We start from the raw sequence: 20,080 nt of genomic DNA, 5'->3' as shown, positions 1-20,080 counted from the left end.
CTGTATCGTAGCCGGTCCGCTGCCGCTAATTCTGTAGGCGTAGAAATTGCAAAGCGGTACCGTGTCAAGCGGTACAATCAGCCGTTTGTTTTGCGTAAATGCCGCTCCGCTGGTTGGGTCATAGCTGATGTTAACCCAGGTCGAACCGATGTCGTCTGGTGCCACGTCAACGGATACACTTGTTCCAGCCGGGAAGTATCCTTGAATGTACATATGGTGCAGCTCCTTTTCGGCTTCCTTAACTCCGTCATCGTAGGGTCTTGATTGTACTCTCCAAGGAATCGCTGCTCCCGCGTCTGTTGTGCCGTTGTTCATGCGGAACGTCTGGCCGGATGCATCACCGGCATAAGGCACTCCGTCGAGTTTAGCGCCCCATCTAAGGCCACCAAGCGTGATGCTGTAGGGCAGCCACTTGCGGAAAATGTAATCGTACACAAGGCATATATCCGGTTGTGTGTTGCTTCCTGTCGGGATGCACAAGTAGTATCGTTTGTCTGTCCCGAATGCGAAAGCATTGTCCACAGCCGACCAGTTGATGTTGTTGATATATGCCTTAATCGGATCACCAATAGGCTTTGCTGCATCCCCGGCGCCGATATAAACATTATCCCGACCTAGCCACAACAGATACGGTCCGACTTCGATAACGGTTTTGTAGGCAACGCATCCGATGTAGTCCGATACGGGTACGAGTCTATACGTAATGTCCGCGCTGCCGGTATGGTAGATAATCGCGAATGCATCCCTCTTGAACACCCATATGGAGCCATTGAACGCCTTTATAGCTGTGATCGGTCCGCCGTTGGCTGTGTAATACTGCACGATTCCCGAATTTTCGGCAGTGGTCCAGTCCAGCGCATTTTGAAAAGCAGAGTAATACACCGCATCCTGTTCCGCTGCCACTCCTGCCACAAACACCCGGAGGTTGTCTGCTGTCACATATTTGCCTTTCGGCATGTCCGAAATAGCGGTGAGCGACGATCCGTTCCAGTAGTATCCGCCGTTTGTAGGGTTAAGGATAATCAACGCCGGGCCATTAACATCGAAGTTAGCGAAATCCCAATCGACGTTTGCATAGCTTCCGCTAATGTTCGTCCACGTCGTGCCGCTTGAATTGTACTGCAATTGCGTACCTACGGCCCGTACAAGGTGCGTGTTGCCGAAGTTCGCGAGCAGCCTTGTAATCGCCCCTCCACTTGCTCCGTGCGCTGTACGACCGTCTCTGACCTTGAGGGCAGGGTAATCGTTAAAATCCCATCCGTATCCGGATACAAGGCTGTTTTCGGACACGAAAAACGGGCTCTTTTCGGTATCAATCCCTTCGGTAAAGTTATTGGCACGGCGCAAGTCGAGACTGCGCGGAAGTGCTTGCCAGATCGCCATTATTTCCACCTCTGAAACGCCCATCCGGCGTAGGATGTATGCCAAGATGGTTTATATCCCATGTCGATTGGCGTAATAAATTCCGGTTCCTTTAGCTTCCGCTGCCACAGTACCTCAGATATTTTTGCTCATACTCGGCAGTGTAATTGTTGACCATGACCACGTCTTTACGAGCAGCACAGATGCGCTTCAAAATGCCGAGTTTTAATATTTCCTGATACTTTGTCGGGAGATCAGGGGAAGCGTTGAGATTTGCCGTTGTAACCTCTGTTGGGTCCGAATCCGTATAGATGTACACCGTACGATTGTCTGGCACTTTGTCCGGCACGTACAGATATATGGCATCCGAAACGATGGTATACCAGGGTTGATCCAGAACGCCTTGCCGGTCGTCATTGCGCAAAAAAGGAACCTCCACGAATGAAGGTTCCGCTGTATCGTTGATTTGATAGGTTACTGTCTTGATTTTGGTCGTGTCGAACTGATCTGGGAACGGGTAATAGTTCTCTCCCTCAACCGTCTGGAACGTGTATGGTGGGCTGTCAAGTTCTAACACGTCGAACAGTTCCCGTTGCTCCTCATTGAACCAGACGAGTTTCTGTTCCGTCGTGAAGCTATTTCGGTATCGCAAGTTCACATCATCTAAGATTTGTTGGGCTGTCGCCATCGGCTCACCTCCAAATTAGGCTCTAAGTAATGTTACATCTGTATTGTTCAAAATCTTTTCCATCTTTTCTTTTAAGTATGGTGCAAAAAATTCTCCTAACTGTGCATGTTCTTGATAATCGGCTACATCAAGTTCATATTCGATGTTCAATTCATCGAATAGGTTCGTCAAAGGAATAATGTGTCCCTTGTAATGATGATCGCCTTTACCAACATGGATGTATATTTTCGGTTGTCTCTGAGACGATCTCACGACATCAAACAATAGATTATTAAGGTATTTCCTTCCTTCTTCAAAATTACCTGTAATAAACGATAAGATGTATTTTGTTTCTGCCGGTTGATACGCAAGATATTCACCCAATCTCGTTTGCGCTCCACCAGAAATTACATAACCAAACGAATACTTTATTCCGAAATAAAGAGAAGCAAACCCCCCTTTACTCGAACCTGCACAAATGATATTCTCGTGCAAAACACCCAATTCATTGGCGATTTTTGTTATTAGGGATACTACAGACATCTCAACGCTATGATCACCGTTTATGCCAAGATAATACGTCGCTCCAGAACTATGAGTATGGTTAAGATTATCCAAGATAAAGAGTTTGTTACAATCAATTCCTTCCAACGTTTTGACATAGTTATAGACTGGAGGTTTACCAATATTCGGGAATCCCGAAAAACAACTACAAGGAATTTACTTACGGTACTAGCAGGCTGGAGCAAATACTTTATCGGCCTCACGCCTTGAAATACTTTTTCCCCTTGAAACATTTACCCACCCATTTCACTTAATTTTCTTTAATATACCATGAAGATGAAAACAAATTAAGTAGAAATGGTTCCAAATGTTTTCCATGTCCCAGGCTCACCAGATGATACACATACCCATCCAACTTGCCCTCCGGCACTTGGAGAAATGTTGAATATAATATCTCCTCGAGTCCATGAACCACCTGTAGGAGGTCCACTTGCCCATAAGAAACGAGCATTTAGTTGAGAGAAGTACGAGTTTGTTGGTGCAAAATCTCCTCTTGCTAATTGCGGAATTGTTCCAGAAACATTTGCAAATGCGCGACAGTTTGTAATGTTTCCCCGAACCACAATTATACTACCCGAACTGAAATCCCGGAAAAAAGTTGCTGTTGTCGAGGCGGCATTGAAGATATTCCCCTCGATTATTCCCATTTGAACAGTGTTTTCGACTCTGATAATAAGTTCATTGGAATTGGCATTAACGAAAAAAGCATTACCTGATATCATCAACTTGCTTGTTTTGCCTATCTTCAAATGGGAGGCACTTCCCAAACTTACCGTTGTGCTAAAGAGATTTTCCGTTATGAGCAAAGTATCAACTGTATAAACCATCCCTGTATCCCGGAATTCAATAAAACTTCCGCTAGCGGCGACATTGTAAAACTGATTTCCACTGATCTCGATTTTTCAATATTGTCTTTATCGCCAATTGCAATCGCTTTGTTTGAGACATTCTCAAACCGATTGTTTACAATTATGGCATTCTGTCCGACAATCACAATCGGCTCATCTTGCATATTTATAAAAGTATTGTTACTGATAACAATGGACCGTACGTATTCAAGGAAATAAACTGCATTGTCACCCACGTACTCATTGTAGTTGTCAAGAAAAAAAACATCATGATTCGGTATTACGTCTTCTTGATCGATTTTCCAATAAGACGTATTGCTGGGTTGAATACCGGTGTTTGCTTGAATACAACGATAAACATTTGTCGTCTCGCCGACGGTATATAAAACATAATTGTTTACACTATAACTCTTTGTCGCATCCCAAAGAGGAAATTCGGCGACGACTAACGATTGATGAACATTAAGGAATTTATTCCCCTTAATTGTTATTCGGTTGCATCCACTGTTCGCAGTGATTGACCTATACTGTGTATTCACAGTCATCGATCCGCCAAAACTTTGTCCGATATTTTGAAACAGATTGCCCGTGATGGTGCCATTAGGTGATTGATCAAGTCTTATGGCGTGTCGGAAAATATCCGTTTCGTCCTGCTTGAAGTTTTTGAACGAGCATTTTTCAATGGTGAAGCCTGCGCATCGTTCTAATTTCAATTGACTTTTTCCTGTGTTGTTGCTATCAAATTGGATATTGTTTATTTCCAATCCCGGACAATTCTTGAACGAGAACATAAAGTCTAAGTCAACTGTATAGGTTAAAATTCTTGCATTGTTAAACGACATGATTGCAAGATTTGGGACATCTTGTACTAATATTGTCGAATTGATTACATAATCCCCTGGAGGAAAATAAATGGTTCCGGCGGCACTATTCTTCGCTATATCTATAGCTTTTTGAATCGCAGCTGTGTCATCTTTTACCCCGTCACCTTTTGCCCCGTAATCCATGACGTTATAGATGATACCGCCCCATGTTTTTTTGTTCGTTAGGTAGTTTCCGATATCTGAGCTTACCAGCTCATTAACTCGCCGCATAGGCGATGCCATGGTATCACCTCCTAATTATCCTGCGTATATTTTGAAAATCTCTGCAGCTACCCTTTCCCCAAGATACTGATGACCCGCGGGTGTTGGATGGGTGCCATCAGCCGATGTGAAAACTGACGCATTGCCCGAAGATTGCGGATTGCCAACATTTCCTGAGCCAGTAATCCATGACCCGGACGGCTGACTCACGGGATTTCCGTTCCAGTCGTAGCTTGCCCCTGCAAGTGTATCAATGAACGGTGCTCCGTACTTGCGTGCAGTTTCCCGGAGTGCATCCCGAATCTGACCCCGGATTTGAGATACACCGCCGACAGGCGAAAAGTTGCTTATGATGATCAGTTCGGTGTCTGGTAAGCTGGAGCGAATGGTGCTGTAAAGCAAGTCCGCTGCTGCCTGCGTTTGCTCGACCGGAAAACCCTCATCATTGATACCGCCTGCAACAACGACTACATCAGGCCGATACTGGAGTACATCGTGTTGGAGGCGATCTTGGAATTTGACCCGCCCAGCCGGGCCATTATTCACGTAGCCAGTCCCACCAACCCCACTATTCCACCCGTCCCAGCCTAAAAGGTAAGAAGCAACTGCTGAATAGCTGTGACTCATCGCCGCACCAGATGATCCGCCCTCTGTAAACGAATCGCCGACAAAAATCGCACGAGGACGCTGTGGGACTACTGTCGGATAAATCGTGTCGTTCGGACCAATCCTAACACCGCCGAAAAATGAATTGCTGATTTCAATGCGGATTCCGCGAGATTTTACTGAGCCGAAGTTGATCAGCCTATTGTATACGCCGCCGTCAGCAGGAGCCATACTCTGCGCGTCTAGGGCGACGTATTTGTACCCGTCACCCTCATCAACAGCCATCCGATACTTGCCATTCTGTCCTTTTTCGTAGATTTCAAATGATGCGCCGAAATGGGAGAATTCGACAATCAGATTACCGTTCGCGCTTGTGGTTGTGACAGCGGTGTTCCTCACAAACCCATTATCCGGGTAAGACGCGCCTGCTCGCTGTGGGTCGCCGTTGTACCGATAGACCGGATTTAGTTCACCGGTCGAAATGTTTGCGGCCGTTATATGCACGCTTGACACGATCTGGCTTGCCCCGTTTCGCTCACCCAGCGTGATCGTCGGCGTAATCGACGCCACTGGCGGCATGGATTGGAGACGTTTCGGTACCAGTTCCCGCCGGGAGAAGCGATGTTGAGCAGTGATAGCTAGAGCCCTAGCTACCCTGTCCATTTACGACACCGCCTTTCCACGTACCGATACAGTTCCACCAGTCACAGCACTTACACGTGCCCTGAAGGACCAACCAGCCGGCACTTCTACTTGCCAACTCTCTGGCGCTGTAAAGTTTCCTCCTGTTGTTTGTGTGGCCAAAATAGACGGGTCTAGGATATTGCTGCAAGTGCAAGGCACAAATACACCACTCGGCCCTGCCATTTCAAAATTGACTGTCCTGGTTTCACTTGATCCAGTTATTTCAAACGTCAGTGTCACATTACGATTTATGGATTGATAGACAAAACCATCGGAAGCGCTTGTCACGGCATTTTGCAACGTGACATTTTCCGACAAGTTCAGTTCTTTACCGCTATTATCATGGAGTATCATACTTACGCCCCTTTCCTGCGCCCTCTGCGCTTGGGTTCTGATTTTTCTTCCGGTTGCTCAACCGCTTGCGCATTGCGTTCGAGCAGCTGGCGGATTTGTCTCATCTCATTCAACAAGTCATTTCTCCAACGTTGGTCGGGCGTTATGCCCTCATAATGGTTCATGGTTATACCTCCGTATACAAAAAAAGGGAGAGCTTTCGCCCTCCCTACTTGTCAGCCATTAGGCCCGCGACTTTCAACTCTGCGATCAATTGGTTATACGCCTTAGCCACCGTCAAGGCGTCAACTTCACCTTTGATGTTGATTGGCTTAAGCGCGTTTATTTGCTTACCTCCATTACCCGGTTTGATCTCAACTCCGCCCACAAAAAGACGTTCAAAGTCTACCGGGCCAGAAGTGGGAACATAATCAGGTTGTCCGTAAGTTCCGGCCATAGTGCCCCTCCTTATGCGCCTGTGGACCCGACCGTATGGCGCCAGTTTTCGGCTCTAGGCGTGAAACGTGCATACCCGAGCCAGCTTTGCGAGCCGTTTTGTTCATGATCGGGTACTTTTGGAACTCTGGTTTATCCCACCAGATCATGTTGACCTGATGGCGCGGCCCCATGATGAACCAGCGCGTTTGCGTGTAGGCATCCCAATAGTCGTTGACGACCAGTTCCATGTTCGGGAGCACGTTTTTGTCGTTGTTAGTCGTACCAGCTTGCAGCGCCGATTGCAAGATCGTAGCTGCGGTGAATTGCAGGGATTGCGGTACCACCAGTTTGTTCGGGATCGAGGAGATTTTCTTACCGTTCTCATCCCGTTGCTTACGGAACAGGATGATTGCCGATTTCAGGTTAGCGTCACTGAGAGCGCCGGTTGTAAGGTTGTCTTGAGTGCCGCCGTTGTCACCGTAATTCGGATGGTCGTTTGCAAACGTCGGTTTGCCGTCATAACCCGTACCCTGCGTGTTGTCAAACATCTCTTGCAGGTATTGGGCAGCAGTGTCTTCCACCCTTTCACGTCCAGCATGACCGGCGTCTTTTGCCATGTTGGCGACTTCTTCGTAGAGCTGGTCCTTGATCTGCTCCCGGCTCATCGTGATTTCCGTTTTGTAGATTTCGCCTTGGGTGAAGATGATCGGTCCGAGTTTGAATCGTTGCTCGTTCGGGTTCTCGTTTTCCCCGGACTTTTCCCAGGCGCCAACACCGGCGATAATCTGCGTCGTCCGGTTGTTGGTCTTGGCGTCGACCGTGTTGTAAATCCGGCTCCATTGCTCCGGTACTGCGTCCCAGCCTTCGAAGAAAGCCAGATCAATGCGGCGTGTATAGAGATTTTGGAACTGTCCTGTATTCATTGCCATGTTGGTTTACCCCCTCAGATTCTTACAACGTTTGCAGCCGCGAAAATGACGTCTGCATCTTTGCGTGCATTGTTATAGCCCACAACCGAACACATGCCGCCGGTCGTGTCGTCAAGATTGATCGAATTTTTTCCGCCAAGGTCAAACAGCGTCGTAACAAGGTCCGTGTCAGCCAGTGATGTTTTCGTGGATCCCGTGTACGGAATGCGGAATACGCCTCCCGTCAAAGGCGTTATCGATATTTCATCACCCGCCGTAACCGTTGCACCGGTGGTGATTCCCTCATCAGCCACGCCGACAAGCGTCGTGGATCCTGCTGCAGCGACTTCAAGATAGCGGCTCGTGGCGTTAAGTTGGACAATATCGCCCGGGTTGATCGTTTGATTCGCGGCTACACGCCAACGCACAGATACGGGCTGGTTGTAACCGTTGATGGTGCGGATAAATCGTGCCATTTATCATTTCCTCCCTTGAAACTGTTTCCATTTGCGGTACTGCTCAAGGTTCTGGAAGTCTGCTTCCTTGAGTTTCCGAACCTCTGCTTCGCTCATACCGGTGTAGCGCATAAACTGCAAGTCCTCCGGTGTAAGCGGTGCTGGCCCTGTGGGCATCGTTTGGGTGTCCGTGACGACGGTGCGCTTCGGCTGCTGGCGCTTTGCGATCTGCCGTTGCTCGGCTTCGCGTCGTAGTTGCTGCAACAAGGGTTCTCCGCCCACGGCATAATAGGCTTGCTCCACCGTCGCGTGCGGGTTTTTGCGGATAAACTCAACGATCGGCCCTTTCATTTGCTTGATTCCTGGGTAATTGGGCGAGTCGGCCAACTCGTACACCCGCAGAGACACGCGCATTTCGGTTTGCTCGCGCTCCAATTGCTGCTGCCGCAGCCACCATTCTGTCTCCTGCTCAGTCCAGCCGTTTTGCTCGGCCAGTCTTTGCGCTTCTTGTTGCAATTTGTTTTGCTCGATTGCCTTCATGGCCGTTTCCGGGTCCATGCCCAGTTGCTCAAAGAACCGTTTGTACGGGTTGTACTCGCTTTCGAGCTGTTCCCGCACTCTCTTCTGCGCTTCCTCTCGTGCCTTGCGCTTCTCGCGCTCTAGCGCCTTCTGGAAGGCCGTCTTTTGGTTCTCCGGAAGCTCTATAGGTTCCTCGTCTTCCGGCTCCTCTACAGGCTCTTCCTGCTCGTCTACGGGCGTATCCTCTTCGATCGGTTCCGTAGGCTCTTCAAATTCTTCTGCAGACGCGGCATCCGCCTGCTCCCCTTCGGCTTCCAATGCCGCATAGGGGTCTATGCCCGATTCCCGCATTGCGCGGTATTGGTCGATTGTGAAGGTTTGCTCGTTTTCCATCATTGTCCTCCGTTTCTGCGTAGTGGCATCCTACGCCTTGTCATGCCCATGCCGTCTGTTCCGGCTGTCAGCGCCTTGTGCGCGTATAGGAAAGGGCGCCCCCTGCTCTGGAGACGCCCTGTGTATCATGCTTTTCGGTTATTTGCGCTACCGGTTTGCTGGTAGCTGCTGCGCAGCCCCTGCGTCCGGTCACTCTCGTATCCTCGGGATGTAGTATAGGATGTGTTGCTGCCTGCAGATCCACGCGGTCCAATGCTCTTGCACCCCGTGTCTCTGGCTGCCTTGGACGTGCCCCCGGGTCCGATTACTTTTGCCATGTTCTCACCCCCTTTATTATCGATACATCATGCCGTTGATATGATCCCTCATCTTGTGCGACGACGGACCTCTGTATCCACACGTCGGACATACAATACCGCGCTCATGGTGCAGGGCAGCTCGTTCACATGCGGGACACACCGGAAGCCCCGCCATGGTCTGACGCATGTCGTAACCGTATGCGGCTTGGTTGTCCAGATACGACGCTATAAGCGGATCGCCGCCCACCGCGTGCATGATATAGCGTGCTTCCGCGTCGGTCATATACCTAACTGCCATCACATCACACCTCCCATCATGGCCGGTTCAATCGGCTGTTGTATATCTTGCGGCATTGGCTCCGGTATTGTCCCCGGCATTGGTGGTATTGGTTGCGGTGTAGCCGGTAATGCTGGCGGTTGTTGCTGCATATCCGTATCGTCGTCGATGTCCAGGCCAATTTGATCTCTGAGGAAACGACGGAATTCGTTGCGAGTAATGGCCGGCCCGTCCGGGAATGCAACCCTTGTAAAGTCCGTCATGACTTGCAATAGGAATGATCGGTCATTCGGGAACCCGTTGCCAAGATTCAGTTGAAAGTCAAACTGCGCATCTCTTGTAAGCGGCTTGCCGTCATCATCAGTAAGCTCCTTAATCGGGTCTTCGTCCTCGAATCCAGCCACCCCGTATAGTGCGTTCGGGACCATCCGTGGAACGCTTCGGAATTCTGCCGGGTTAACAAACTTGTAGTCCGGACGATCTCCGTCTATCCGTATCCACATTTCTTCATCCCAATTTTCAAGAACTTCGTCGAAGAGGAGTTCGAGAACTTGGGACCATCCTGCCTTGAACATCTCGTTTTTGTGTATCACCGTCTTTTGTCCGGCTTGTTGCAACGCCATGATTGCGGCGGCTGCGGTCACCTGACCGGGCTTTTCGCCCCGGTTTACGTCAGGCGTACCGGCGATAAGGTCGGCCTCTTGGAACGCTTTCTCGCGCCTCACGGGCACATCAGGAGATACCGGTACAGACGGTACCACTTGGAAACTGTTGTGATCGCGCATTGGGATACGCAGCCCGGGCTTGCTCGTCCATTTTCTAAAGTCAAAGCCGCGTCCTGCGCCTTGTCCCACAACGATCTGCGGATTGCCCATGAGACGTGCATTAAGCCGTATTTGGTCGTCCAGCTCGTTGATCAGGTCTTGCGTCGGGATAAGCAGTTCAACGTCCCCCATACCCCAAATCGTGCCCCTGCGCGGGTAACAATTGATATGCACAAACGGATAAAGATTGCGCCGCTGAACCGGTTTGTTGCTCTTCCTGCTGTCTTCAAGCAAGATATCGTTGGCCACATGCAGACAGTACAGTTGGCCTTCCTCGTCTCGCGTGTAGTACTCAAGTAGCAGCGCCTTTTGTGACGTGTCCACATGCACCTCATCGGCTTCGGCGTCCGTAAACGTCGCGTCCGGGTCGTACGGTATCGCAACCTCGCGCCGGACATATTTCCCGCGCTCCGGGAATTGTCGCCTAAACCATGATAACGACCGCGGCGTGGCGTGTATCACGAACTCGGCATCTTGCAGTTGATGCGGTGCCGTCACCTTCGGATCGGGAAACCAGTTGGCCGGGCTGACCATTTCAAACTTCGGAAGCCCACGCCCATCCAGTCCGTCCGGGTCTGTCCATACTTTGATGATCGTGCTGCCTAATTCTAGACGGTCATGCTCGGATAAGTTGATCTTTTCTTTGAAATGGTTACGGAACAGGATAAAGTCCAAGATGTTTTGCGCCTGTTCCGCGAACATGTCGTCAGATGGTTCCCATCCTTTAGCAGCACTGCTGTACGGCTTGTCGATCAGATCGGCGATTTGCGACTCTACAATCCGGTGAATGACGTTGGTCACGCTAGCCGGGTGTTCCTCGCTCTGCTTCGGGTTTTGACGCCCGTGCTTGTAGTCGTCACACATGCGCCATATCTGCGGCAAGTTTAACTGCTGTTTGGCGTCCCAGGCTTGCCGGAACAGATACTGTACACGCAAGGCAAGTTCTCGTTCTTGCGTGCTCTGTGGTGCTCCCTGTTCACTCTGGTTGTCCGGGTCCAAGATGTCGATTGTGTCAGCCAAGATGTCACCTCCCAAATAAAAAAGACCGCATCAGCGGCCTATGCTCGTATATTTATCGTTTCCCATCCATGTGACTCTTCGCGCCTTAAATCGCCAACCCTCGCGTCTCTGGCGTCTCGCTCTGCCTCAAGGAGCATCACCCTGCTTTCCAGCTCGCCTATATGCTCTGTGGCCCGTTTAAGCTCGTCTGCCAGCATATCGCGGTTGTGCCGCAACTGCACGATGTAGTGAGCTGCGTATATGGATGCTGCGGCTGTAATGACGCAGATGAGCAGTCCGATCAGTACGTCTGTCATTTAAGGATACACCCTCACTTCATTGCCGCATGAGCAAGATATTGTGTCATTTGCCATATCCTCGGTGTACCATATCAGTATCTTATCTTTATGTTCCAAGGTTGAAGGCTCAAACTTTCCCCAACCAAATCCACGGTAGTAGTCTTTTATGTTATCCTGCGTTAAGTTAACCGTTTTTCCACATTGATTACAGGTTAATGTAAAACTACCACCCCGCACTTCTGAACCATTCTTGGTCTTCATCTTCCGGCACCTCCGATTTATGCCGGAATCCATCCGGCGTCATGATAAAGTTGCTTTGTAGCGCCTGTTCGATCGGTTCACCTATCGTGCTTACAATATCCGATACTGGCGCTGCGTATTGCTCCATGACGTACAGGATAATAGCGCTAGCCATGACAATGTCATCATGCGAACCCTCCTGCGCATTCGTCTTGCCGTCGTCTTCGATGACATAGGTCATACACTCCTCGATAAACTTCCTTGACTTGATGCCAAGCCGCTTTTCACGTATCAAACGTGCCAGATTATCTATTGCAAGTTTCTTCGTCTGCTCTGACGTATACCATCCAAGCTCTTTCTTTTGCTCGTCTGTGAGTTTGTTATGGCTCGTACGATAGTAAAGATTCGTATAATTCTGCTTAAGCTTGTTCAGCACCGTTAGACCGTGGTTGTTTTCCTCAACCGCTATGAGTGCTTCTTTGTACCATAAGCCGAGCAATTCAAGCTGATCGGCAAATAGATCCGGGTCGATGCGTCCGTGCCATAGAGCATTGAGGTTGTAATTGTCATCCCATACAGGAGCAGCGGAAGCGTCGCCGGTAACAAGTCCCTTGGCTACGTCTGCGCCAATGTAATGATCGCGGCGCGGGAATGACCACACTTCAAGGTAACCTTTGGGATCGGGTATAAACTCTATCCGGCCATTCACACGTTCCAAGTATCCGCGCTTACCGTCTACGCATTGATCAAGGTACTGCCGAAGCGTCGGAATGTCGAAACGCGGGCGGCCTGATACAAGGAATGCTTCCATGTCATCGCTCGGGTACTCTTGCTTGAACAGTTCAGGATCGCCGCCGCAGTTGTTTTTTATCGCCCATCGTCGCCATACGAGTTTTCGGTGCGTGATTTCTGGGAATCGACGCATGAGTTCTTCTTCCTCGGGCGTCGGTACAAAATCAGGCGGTACGTCCATCTCATACGCCGGTTCTTCGAACCACGCAAAAAAGAGCGGCACAAAGTCGGACTCTCCATTCTTGGCCCGTTGCCACTCGTCATAAAAGTATCCACCCACACCATTGGCCGTGCTTTCGAGTATGACCATTGTATTCGGCGTATTGGGTACAGCTTGCAACAGACCGAGCATAAGCGTCTGACCGTCGCGCCAGAACGCTACCTCAGATGCATGTAGGTTGTGTATCGTGGCTGAACGTCCTGCGCCAAGGTTATTGGCCGATGCAATCTTGATACGGCTGCGTAATCCTGGGTTCTGCTGCTTCTCTATCGGATCCTTAGTAGGATTCTCGAATACAAGTTCCTTTGCGTTTGAGCTTTTTCGCATCGGTTTAAGCTCTGTGGGCAACTCATCATAGAAAAGCTTGCTCATGTTGAACAAGTTAGTGCTGGCGTCTTCTTCGTGTGCCACGATCAGGCTGTTTGTCAGATGGTTCATGGTCGTGCTGTGAAAGATGCGTCCCTCTGTGTACGTAGACGCGCCGCCTTGACGATACTTTAAGATAATGATGCGAACCGGCTTGCCTTCGGCCTTTAGCCGCTCAATGGTCGCGTCGATCTTCTTTTGCATCGTGTTAAGCTGGAAATTTACCATCTGTCCATTCTTAGTGCGTATTTTTAGCAATCTGGGTGCGTAATAAGAAAAGTCATATTTCAATCTGCGCAGCTTTTCACGGGCTTGCTGATTCATAGCTCCTCCAGCATTTTCTCTACGCTTATCGTGCCGCTGTGCTCGACTTCTTGCTTATCACGCCACCCCATCTGCTTCAACGAAAAACGGCCATTGTCGGGTTTAATGTTCCCTTCAATGCGCCGATTTCAAGTGCTGCTTCCTTTTTCGCCATAGCCATTTTTATGAGGTTCGAAAATTCTTGTCGTTCATGAAAATAATTCTTCCCGAATCCGTTCTTATACGCAAACTCAGCAATGATCGGAATGTCTGTTTCCTCGATATACCGCCTGAACTTTTCGACGAGTTCGGGCATATCTTCTTCCTTAACTTTGGGCGGTCGCCCTACTTTCGCCATCGTCATCCCTCCCCATTTATTTGCACTTATTTGCGGTGTTTTTAGTATAACCCCGTGAATTTTTGACACTTTTTTGCACTTTTCTACATATCCTCATCATCCAAACTCGTGTACACTATCACCCACGCATGCCACCAAACATGGTTACAGAACAGCAAGATGAGTATATGGTCTATATCGTGTGGTTGTAATTCGATCATGGGACTTTCCCCACAAAAGCAAAACAGCCGCCATATAGCGACTGTCTTGTGTAGCGTATTGTTGTGTAGCGTATTGAAATAGCGAATGAGATAGCGAATGTGTAGCCGCTGATTAAAGGGCTCAACGGCTCAAGCCTTTGCCGAATGCACTGGACTACGCGGCGCGTAATCGTGGGCATCGCACATTCAGCGTTCCACCTCGTCATGGGTGGCCGACCGGCAAACCGCCGATCCCTGTGCTCGTTCCGCGACAAGCATATAGGCGCTTCGCGGTGCGGTAGGAATGATGTGAGTGGCATCCGGCCGGTTTTGCGCCGCTCATCATCAATTCCTTATGGTAGTATTATATATTAATTTATTACCCCGAAAGTGTAAATAGAGTGCAAAATTACTTGAAATCTCTTTTGAAGCTTTTGTCAATTATTTTTGCATAGTGGTTATTTTCTCTTGCGGAATACCATTCAGGAATAATTCCATTATGTTTTCTTCTCACCTCTCGCTTGTAATTGGCTATCGCTTGAATAGCATCGGTGAGTTTATCTATGTTCTCTTCAATGTTCTTTGTGGAGATTCGAACAACTTCCCACTCAGCTCCGAGTATTTTTCGGATTTCGATGTCCCTTTCGTTATCCTTTACCAGTGAATGCTTGTGTAGATGTCCATCTACTTCAAGCACTACATGCAGTTCTGGCAACATGAAATCCACTCTATAGTTACCAACGGACTGCTGGGTTTTAACTTTGAAATGGTTTCTTATGAGTTCCATGGCCGCGACCATTTCATGAGAACTAGAAAACTTCTCCCCTGGTTGCATTGCGAATTCCAATACCGCTTCTGATGCCTCTTTGTAGAGGTATACCTCAGCCTTCTGTTTTTCCAGAATACGCATGGCTCTTTCATGCATGATGATCGTTTTTAGCCTTACGTATTCTTTCAGGTCACTGGCTTTCTTCTCGTTGTATTCTTTTTCACACTGTTCACAAAATGCCCTATAGGTAATAGTTCGCTGCTCTACCTCGACTTTTTTTCCGCAATTCCAGCAAGGATAATAAACTTTTGTCAAAGGGAGTAGAGTTTTCCCACTTCTTTTCATACCATCTCACCTCGGCTGTGCCTATTCAGGACTGTGTCCCGTATCGTTCGTTCATCTCCACCCCAATTGCTCAGTAATCGCCCATACGATCTCATCGCGCCAGTTGAATGCCGTCTTTCGGCTGACATGGAGTTTCTGGGCGATTCCTTCCCAACTCAACATCTGCGGTCGCGTCCAATAATACAGATTGACAAGACGTTTCTTGGCTTCGGGCAATCGGTTGTATACGGTCTCTATGGCCTCCACAGTGCTTTCAAGGTAGCCTAATTTCTTGTGACTAGCCAAACGTGATCCAATGCGTCCCGTTGGGTCTCCAGGTATGTTACTGCGTCCGCCGCCAATATTTTCGTTCGGTTCTCGCCCGTACATGATTTCATTACGGAGCCGGATAATTTCCTTACGTGTATCGTGATATGCAAATATTTCCGACTCTACGTGTTTGAATGTGCTTTTTCGGATTTTGAGTTCCGTGTTCATTAGTTTCACCATCCCTCACATTGAACGAAAGTGAGGGTCGGCCATCAGGCCGCGCCCCCTACTTTTCCGAATACGGCGGCTTCGAGCCTTGCGACACGCTCTTCGAGAGTTGCCGCCGTTGCCACCTCTCCGTTAGTGTTCCCTTGAGCCAATTCACCGGCTGCGGTCTCGGAATCGGCCGGAAATGTAACCGCCGGTGGCGTCAAATCCCCGCCCAATGCAGTATCGTTCGTATTGTCTGCCTCCAGCTGCGCTTTTTGCGCTTTGTGCTGGTTTCGAAACGATTCCGCCTCTTCGGCGCTTACCTCCCGATACTTGCCTAATTCCAGATAGCCAAACGTGATTTCCTCGCCTGTTTCAGCCAGTTTGGCCTTGTATTGGCTGCGTTTCCCGTCAAGCGCTTCAAGATCGTAGATTGCAGGGCGGCTCTCCTTGTACTGGCGCATAAGTTCGCTCAAGTTTGCGGTTACATTGGTTTCTACTACCTTAACGGCATTCCGGGCACCAATCGCAATTTCTGTACGCAGTTCCTGCACCTGGTCATTGAGACGCTTGATTTCCACTTGCGCCTCCTGCAGTTGTTCGGCTGCAGCATCACGTTTTACGGTCATGTCTTCAAGCGCATACTCCAATTCAGCGTTTTTGCGCCGGAGTTCCGCCGCTTCGATTTGGAGCGAGGCGATTTTTTCAGCTTGGTCCAGATACAACTGCTGAAAATACACCGACAGGATTTGATAGGCGGCCTCACCATTCGCCAACTCCCGCAGCGTGACGGTTTGATCGCCTGCCGTAATGGCTTCAAAGGATTGTGCGATCTGCGCCTGTGCTTCGGCCACTTGCGTTTCGACCTTTTCCGTCAGTTCTTTTAGCGCCGATTGCTTTTGTTCAAGTCTGGATTGCACTTCGTCCAGTTCAGCCCGTACTTTGTTGTATTTTTCGCGGTCAATCGATTCCGAAGCGTTGATGGTGTCGATTTCGCTTTGCAGTTCTGCCTGTTTTTGCTCCAATTGTCCGATCTCTTGTAAAAGTTGTTGGCGTGCTTCCAAGTTCTTTTCCTCCCATTTTTCCCGATTTTTCGCTACTCCCATTATACCACATTTTATAGGCATAATGGATAAAATAGAGTAACTTTATAGGACAAAACTATAGAGACGATACCGTATCTGACGCCTTTTTGGGCATCACCTCCCTACAGACTCATAAATGCGGTTTTTAGGCTCGTTTATATGTTTCCGCACCATTTACCCTAGTTGGTAGTTTTAAGAGCCATGCACGGCCTTTACTAGCGTCTACGGCGATGTATGCGTGGTTGTTTACGAGCATCCATCTCATGAGACCACTTCCTCAATTTCGATTTCGATTCGCGGCTGATCGCTGTAAAACTTCTCGCTATATTCTTTCACGACTTGCTTGTCGTCTTTCCAGGCTATTCCGTTAAGCGAATCGAAGCAGCCCTTTATTACGTTGTCAATATCAGGCTTGACTTGCGGCAATATACGTCCAGCGAGTGCAGCTGCGCGATCTGCTTTTTTCATGTTCATGGGTAATGGGTAGTAAAACCGCATTTTCACAGCAATAGGCCCCTCCAGCGGGTGCTTTATCTTCTCCCGAGCTGCCCAGCCGATCATTTGTTTGTAGCGCAAGTATCGTTGGGGCAAAGGTTTGACGAATTTACCGCGCTGGGTCATCCTTACAGCCCCCATGGGTATGATATCCACGCTGATTTTGACCACATCCTCACCCCCTAAACCTGTGCTGCTCGATTCGAATTGGCTGTACATGCCCCTCAAGATCAATCGCAATTTCTACAGCCTGTTCGAGCGTCAATCCAATCCTGTGCCGATGCTCACCCACGATAACGGCCCATTTCGGGCGTTTTGGTTTCATACTTATCTCCCCTGTCTCTGGTATTTACGAAGCTCTCGGAGCTTTCTTGCGGCTTCATAGCGCAGCATCAGGTCCGCCCTTGGATTTGCAGCCAGGAAGTATAGGTTCTTGGGGATGTCCTGCACGCCTTTTCACTCCTTTCCTTAGGCTGGACGAATTTTCATCTTGGCTTTGAATTGCTGGAATTCTTCTTCTGTCGGCTCGCCTTTACCATCTACACGGTGAGCTAACCTGCACATCTCACGAAGTTTATCCTCGGATAGCTCTGGCGCTTGGTCCGTACTGGTAACGATAGGCAGTTGCGGCCTTTGACGAATCGGACCTTTTCCGACATATGCCGGTTTTTCAATCTTCCACGGTTCGTCCACTCCACTTGTCCTGTAACGCTGCAATATGCTTATGACATAAGGAAGACTACGTTTTCCGTAGAAGGATGCTTCTTTCATAGCTTCGCAGACCCAACGTTCACCGTATTGATCAATCATCTCTCCAAGTCTTTCGCCGATACTTGCACTCAGTGTCCCGAATCCCTCCGATTCGAAGAGTCGGAACGGGTTCTCGCCAGTAGTAGTAGATATATTTATAGTTTCGTTTTGTTTATAGTTTTGTTTTGTTTTGTTTGCATCAGTTTGCATCACCTTTGCATCACTTTGCATTTCAATTGCATCTTGAATTGATGCATTTGCATTTGATCGTTCCTTTCCCCAACGTTTTGCCGCTGCTTCGGATCGTTTTTCAGAAACAGCATCCCGATATTGCATCCGTTTCAGTAAAGATTTGGACCAAAAATAGGTTCCGTCCGACTCAAAAAGCTCAAACTCATTGATGCAATCCATAATAAATTCCTGCACTTCTTCTGGTTTGCATTGCAATTGCATTGCATATGCATTGAAAATGTATTTGCTCTTGTAATCTAGCTTGTAACCGTCAGATTCTGCCATAATCTCGATGAGCATCCACCACCAGCCATACCCCTGTGCACCGTATACAGCTCGCATGGCCGATATTTTCGGGTCGTTCCGAGCATTCATGTCATGAGAGAAGAACGGAGCCTTTTTCGCCACCTTCTCACCCCCTGTAATATCGAATACGCCAGTACCATAGCCAGATTCGTTCTCGCCATTTTATGCGTTTCATGAAAGCCTCCAAATTACGTAAATTAAGACCCAGAAAGGGATACATAGCAATGCGGCATTTAATACACCGGCCATGAAATTATTCGTCCGGTTTATCATTTGTAACATCCTTTTTTGGTTTTCAGAATCCAAGCAGTTCCATCCATCCGATAACGCTTATTACGCCACACACAATAGCAATCATTATCCCGCATCCAACCATACCCACTTTCTGCTCGATTGGTTGTATGTCCCAAAACAAATATTTAATCCGGTTCACTCTCCCTACCCCCTCCCAGAGCCTTTATAGCGGCCATACATACAGCATGTGGTAATGACTCACTGAAATCCCATGCCAATAATCTTGATTTTGGATCACGAATTTGGCATGACCACGCGAAATCGGCTTCGGAATTACTCATGAATACCGACAATTCTCGCCGCCGCATCTCTTCGACAACCAGTCTCATTCCGTCCCATGTGGTGGAGAAGTTGGGTTCCTGCATTCCTAATTGCCCTGATTTGACGACGCCGTATTTCCAACTTGGAGGGAGCATGCTTTTGTTCGTTACAACCTCCCAGCCAAGTGCTTCTGCAACTCGTTTATCCAGTTCCGGTCCCGGTTTCATCCTCTTTTCCTCCCATATAGGGAAGCGAGCTTAGCCCGCTATCCCTGATTAATCCTCCTTTATTCGGCCTTAGGATTCGATTCCGATTTCTTTCAAAACCGCACTTTTTACCTCAACTGCCGAAAACATAACATATATCGTACCGTCCCCAAAATCGTTCACAATTTCACCAATCGGCCCGCCTTTCCAAAACTTCCGCATATTCGACTTTCCCCATCGACCGGGTATGCGGAAACCAACTTGTGCCGTATCGCCTGCAAGTTCAATTTGCCGATCACAATGTTTGATGATCTCTTGTGGTGTCATTCCACCGTCACCCCGATTTCTTTGAGGATTTCGCGGGCGCGTTGGCCTCCGTCCATTTCATAAGGCGAGTAAACATTCTCCCAGTGCCGCGTGCTTTCGTCCAATTCGTGATTCTTCTCGTCTGCATACCAACGCAATCCCTCGATCAGCTTGTCCCGTTCTGCTCGTAACTGCTCAATCTTTTCACGACTTTCATCCTGATATTCATTAAACAAGCGGTATTGCAATCTTGCTTCCTTCTCCCACTTTTCTCGTTCCTCCCGCAACTTCTTGACTTCACTAGCCGCATCTTGGAGAGCGTCACGCATGTTGGTATTTCCTTCATACACTTCCCGTACTACTTCGTCTTTCCTTTCCAGTTCGGAGAGAAGGAAACGAATATCTTTCGATAAGTCGGGCAAGTTTACCTCAATCTTACTTTCACAACCATCTAAAAATTCAGCTTTCACCCGTATTTCCGCCAACTTCTTTTCCCGGTCAGTCATTGTTCGGTTCCTCCAGTCCGGCGACTTTACCAGTTCCTTTACATGTCGG

Annotated in this window: 24 protein-coding genes; all 24 read right to left on the bottom strand. The window is 48.7% G+C overall.

From position 1 onward, the window contains the following. The coding region (locus PACILC2_RS03305) for a hypothetical protein (RefSeq protein WP_213527494.1) at window positions 1-1,383 on the bottom strand (1,383 nt) is incomplete at its 3' end. 91 nt (window positions 1,384-1,474) lie between these two features. After that, window positions 1,475-2,050, bottom strand: a complete 576-nt coding sequence (locus tag PACILC2_RS03300; protein ID WP_213527492.1) for a phage adaptor protein — start codon at window positions 2,048-2,050, stop codon at window positions 1,475-1,477. 15 nt (window positions 2,051-2,065) lie between these two features. Then, entirely contained in the window at window positions 2,066-2,572 is a 507-nt protein-coding gene (locus PACILC2_RS03295; RefSeq protein ID WP_213527490.1) for an alpha/beta hydrolase, read from the bottom strand. A 308-nt stretch (window positions 2,573-2,880) separates the two neighbouring features. After that, the gene (locus PACILC2_RS03290; RefSeq protein WP_213527488.1) at window positions 2,881-3,342 is read right to left on the bottom strand and encodes a hypothetical protein; all 462 of its coding nucleotides are present in this window, start codon (window positions 3,340-3,342) and stop codon (window positions 2,881-2,883) included. A gap of 47 nt (window positions 3,343-3,389) precedes the next feature. Then, window positions 3,390-4,547: a glycosyl hydrolase family 28-related protein gene (locus tag PACILC2_RS03285; protein WP_213527486.1), complete on the bottom strand. Its 1,158-nt coding sequence runs from the start codon at window positions 4,545-4,547 to the stop codon at window positions 3,390-3,392. Between the two features lie 15 nt (window positions 4,548-4,562). Continuing rightward, window positions 4,563-5,795: an SGNH/GDSL hydrolase family protein gene (locus PACILC2_RS03280; RefSeq protein WP_213527484.1), complete on the bottom strand. Its 1,233-nt coding sequence runs from the start codon at window positions 5,793-5,795 to the stop codon at window positions 4,563-4,565. Further along, window positions 5,796-6,170: a hypothetical protein gene (locus PACILC2_RS03275; protein WP_213527482.1), complete on the bottom strand. Its 375-nt coding sequence runs from the start codon at window positions 6,168-6,170 to the stop codon at window positions 5,796-5,798. Between the two features lie 2 nt (window positions 6,171-6,172). Continuing rightward, window positions 6,173-6,334 (bottom strand): hypothetical protein, encoded by a 162-nt coding sequence (locus PACILC2_RS03270; protein ID WP_213527480.1) that lies wholly within the window; start codon window positions 6,332-6,334, stop codon window positions 6,173-6,175. A 44-nt stretch (window positions 6,335-6,378) separates the two neighbouring features. After that, window positions 6,379-6,606, bottom strand: coding sequence for a hypothetical protein (locus PACILC2_RS03265; RefSeq protein ID WP_213527478.1), 228 nt, complete (start codon window positions 6,604-6,606; stop codon window positions 6,379-6,381). Next, window positions 6,581-7,516: a Mu-like prophage major head subunit gpT family protein gene (locus PACILC2_RS03260; RefSeq protein ID WP_213527476.1), complete on the bottom strand. Its 936-nt coding sequence runs from the start codon at window positions 7,514-7,516 to the stop codon at window positions 6,581-6,583. Before PACILC2_RS03260 ends, PACILC2_RS03265 begins: the two co-directional genes overlap by 26 nt. A gap of 14 nt (window positions 7,517-7,530) precedes the next feature. Continuing rightward, window positions 7,531-7,971, bottom strand: a complete 441-nt coding sequence (locus PACILC2_RS03255; protein WP_213527474.1) for a hypothetical protein — start codon at window positions 7,969-7,971, stop codon at window positions 7,531-7,533. Window positions 7,972-7,974: 3 nt separating this feature from the next. Continuing rightward, on the bottom strand, window positions 7,975-8,865 hold the full coding sequence (locus PACILC2_RS03250) for a hypothetical protein (protein WP_213527472.1): 891 nt from the start codon (window positions 8,863-8,865) through the stop codon (window positions 7,975-7,977). A gap of 593 nt (window positions 8,866-9,458) precedes the next feature. Next, a complete protein-coding gene (locus PACILC2_RS03245) occupies window positions 9,459-11,282 on the bottom strand; it encodes a portal protein (RefSeq protein WP_213527470.1) in 1,824 nt (607 codons plus the stop codon). A 38-nt stretch (window positions 11,283-11,320) separates the two neighbouring features. Beyond that, a complete protein-coding gene (locus PACILC2_RS03240; protein WP_213527468.1) occupies window positions 11,321-11,578 on the bottom strand; it encodes a hypothetical protein in 258 nt (85 codons plus the stop codon). A 205-nt stretch (window positions 11,579-11,783) separates the two neighbouring features. Then, window positions 11,784-13,502 carry a phage terminase large subunit family protein gene (locus PACILC2_RS03235; protein WP_213527466.1) on the bottom strand — a complete coding sequence of 573 codons (1,719 nt, stop codon included), beginning with the start codon at window positions 13,500-13,502 and terminating at the stop codon, window positions 11,784-11,786. A gap of 76 nt (window positions 13,503-13,578) precedes the next feature. Continuing rightward, complete coding sequence (locus tag PACILC2_RS03230; protein ID WP_213527464.1) at window positions 13,579-13,839, bottom strand: hypothetical protein; 261 nt, start codon at window positions 13,837-13,839, stop codon at window positions 13,579-13,581. A gap of 588 nt (window positions 13,840-14,427) precedes the next feature. Further along, a complete protein-coding gene (locus PACILC2_RS03225; protein WP_213527462.1) occupies window positions 14,428-15,132 on the bottom strand; it encodes an endonuclease domain-containing protein in 705 nt (234 codons plus the stop codon). Window positions 15,133-15,183: 51 nt separating this feature from the next. After that, entirely contained in the window at window positions 15,184-15,609 is a 426-nt protein-coding gene (locus tag PACILC2_RS03220) for a DUF722 domain-containing protein (RefSeq protein WP_213527460.1), read from the bottom strand. Window positions 15,610-15,653: 44 nt separating this feature from the next. Beyond that, window positions 15,654-16,697, bottom strand: coding sequence for a coiled-coil domain-containing protein (locus PACILC2_RS03215; protein WP_213527458.1), 1,044 nt, complete (start codon window positions 16,695-16,697; stop codon window positions 15,654-15,656). 240 nt (window positions 16,698-16,937) lie between these two features. Further along, the gene (locus PACILC2_RS03210) at window positions 16,938-17,342 is read right to left on the bottom strand and encodes a RusA family crossover junction endodeoxyribonuclease (protein ID WP_213527456.1); all 405 of its coding nucleotides are present in this window, start codon (window positions 17,340-17,342) and stop codon (window positions 16,938-16,940) included. A gap of 297 nt (window positions 17,343-17,639) precedes the next feature. Beyond that, window positions 17,640-18,560, bottom strand: coding sequence for a Lin1244/Lin1753 domain-containing protein (locus PACILC2_RS03205; protein WP_213527454.1), 921 nt, complete (start codon window positions 18,558-18,560; stop codon window positions 17,640-17,642). 317 nt (window positions 18,561-18,877) lie between these two features. Next, on the bottom strand, window positions 18,878-19,240 hold the full coding sequence (locus PACILC2_RS03200) for a BC1872 family protein (RefSeq protein WP_213527452.1): 363 nt from the start codon (window positions 19,238-19,240) through the stop codon (window positions 18,878-18,880). 69 nt (window positions 19,241-19,309) lie between these two features. Continuing rightward, window positions 19,310-19,546, bottom strand: a complete 237-nt coding sequence (locus tag PACILC2_RS03195) for a hypothetical protein (protein ID WP_213527451.1) — start codon at window positions 19,544-19,546, stop codon at window positions 19,310-19,312. Beyond that, the coding region (locus PACILC2_RS03190; protein ID WP_213527449.1) for a hypothetical protein at window positions 19,543-20,080 on the bottom strand (538 nt) is incomplete at its 5' end. The genes PACILC2_RS03190 and PACILC2_RS03195, both read right to left, overlap by 4 nt.

The organism is Paenibacillus cisolokensis (assembly GCF_018403665.1).
In the GTDB taxonomy this organism is placed as follows: Bacteria; Bacillota; Bacilli; order Paenibacillales; family Paenibacillaceae; genus Paenibacillus_AH; species Paenibacillus_AH cisolokensis.
This window is presented reverse-complemented; position numbering and strand designations above follow the sequence as displayed.

Excerpts from the sequence above, each read along its gene's own strand:
- PACILC2_RS03300 (WP_213527492.1), bottom strand. The coding sequence starts at position 2,050 with ATGGCGACAGCCCAACAAATCTTAGATGATGTGAACTTGCGATACCGA.
- PACILC2_RS03295 (WP_213527490.1), bottom strand. The coding sequence starts at position 2,572 with ATGTCTGTAGTATCCCTAATAACAAAAATCGCCAATGAATTGGGTGTT.
- PACILC2_RS03285 (WP_213527486.1), bottom strand. The coding sequence starts at position 4,547 with ATGGCATCGCCTATGCGGCGAGTTAATGAGCTGGTAAGCTCAGATATC.
- PACILC2_RS03280 (WP_213527484.1), bottom strand. The coding sequence starts at position 5,795 with ATGGACAGGGTAGCTAGGGCTCTAGCTATCACTGCTCAACATCGCTTC.
- PACILC2_RS03275 (WP_213527482.1), bottom strand. The coding sequence starts at position 6,170 with ATGATACTCCATGATAATAGCGGTAAAGAACTGAACTTGTCGGAAAAT.
- PACILC2_RS03270 (WP_213527480.1), bottom strand. The coding sequence starts at position 6,334 with ATGAACCATTATGAGGGCATAACGCCCGACCAACGTTGGAGAAATGAC.
- PACILC2_RS03265 (WP_213527478.1), bottom strand. The coding sequence starts at position 6,606 with ATGGCCGGAACTTACGGACAACCTGATTATGTTCCCACTTCTGGCCCG.
- PACILC2_RS03260 (WP_213527476.1), bottom strand. The coding sequence starts at position 7,516 with ATGGCAATGAATACAGGACAGTTCCAAAATCTCTATACACGCCGCATT.
- PACILC2_RS03255 (WP_213527474.1), bottom strand. The coding sequence starts at position 7,971 with ATGGCACGATTTATCCGCACCATCAACGGTTACAACCAGCCCGTATCT.
- PACILC2_RS03250 (WP_213527472.1), bottom strand. The coding sequence starts at position 8,865 with ATGATGGAAAACGAGCAAACCTTCACAATCGACCAATACCGCGCAATG.
- PACILC2_RS03240 (WP_213527468.1), bottom strand. The coding sequence starts at position 11,578 with ATGACAGACGTACTGATCGGACTGCTCATCTGCGTCATTACAGCCGCA.
- PACILC2_RS03235 (WP_213527466.1), bottom strand. The coding sequence starts at position 13,502 with ATGAATCAGCAAGCCCGTGAAAAGCTGCGCAGATTGAAATATGACTTT.
- PACILC2_RS03230 (WP_213527464.1), bottom strand. The coding sequence starts at position 13,839 with ATGGCGAAAGTAGGGCGACCGCCCAAAGTTAAGGAAGAAGATATGCCC.
- PACILC2_RS03225 (WP_213527462.1), bottom strand. The coding sequence starts at position 15,132 with ATGAAAAGAAGTGGGAAAACTCTACTCCCTTTGACAAAAGTTTATTAT.
- PACILC2_RS03220 (WP_213527460.1), bottom strand. The coding sequence starts at position 15,609 with ATGAACACGGAACTCAAAATCCGAAAAAGCACATTCAAACACGTAGAG.
- PACILC2_RS03215 (WP_213527458.1), bottom strand. The coding sequence starts at position 16,697 with ATGGGAGTAGCGAAAAATCGGGAAAAATGGGAGGAAAAGAACTTGGAA.
- PACILC2_RS03200 (WP_213527452.1), bottom strand. The coding sequence starts at position 19,240 with ATGAAACCGGGACCGGAACTGGATAAACGAGTTGCAGAAGCACTTGGC.
- PACILC2_RS03195 (WP_213527451.1), bottom strand. The coding sequence starts at position 19,546 with ATGACACCACAAGAGATCATCAAACATTGTGATCGGCAAATTGAACTT.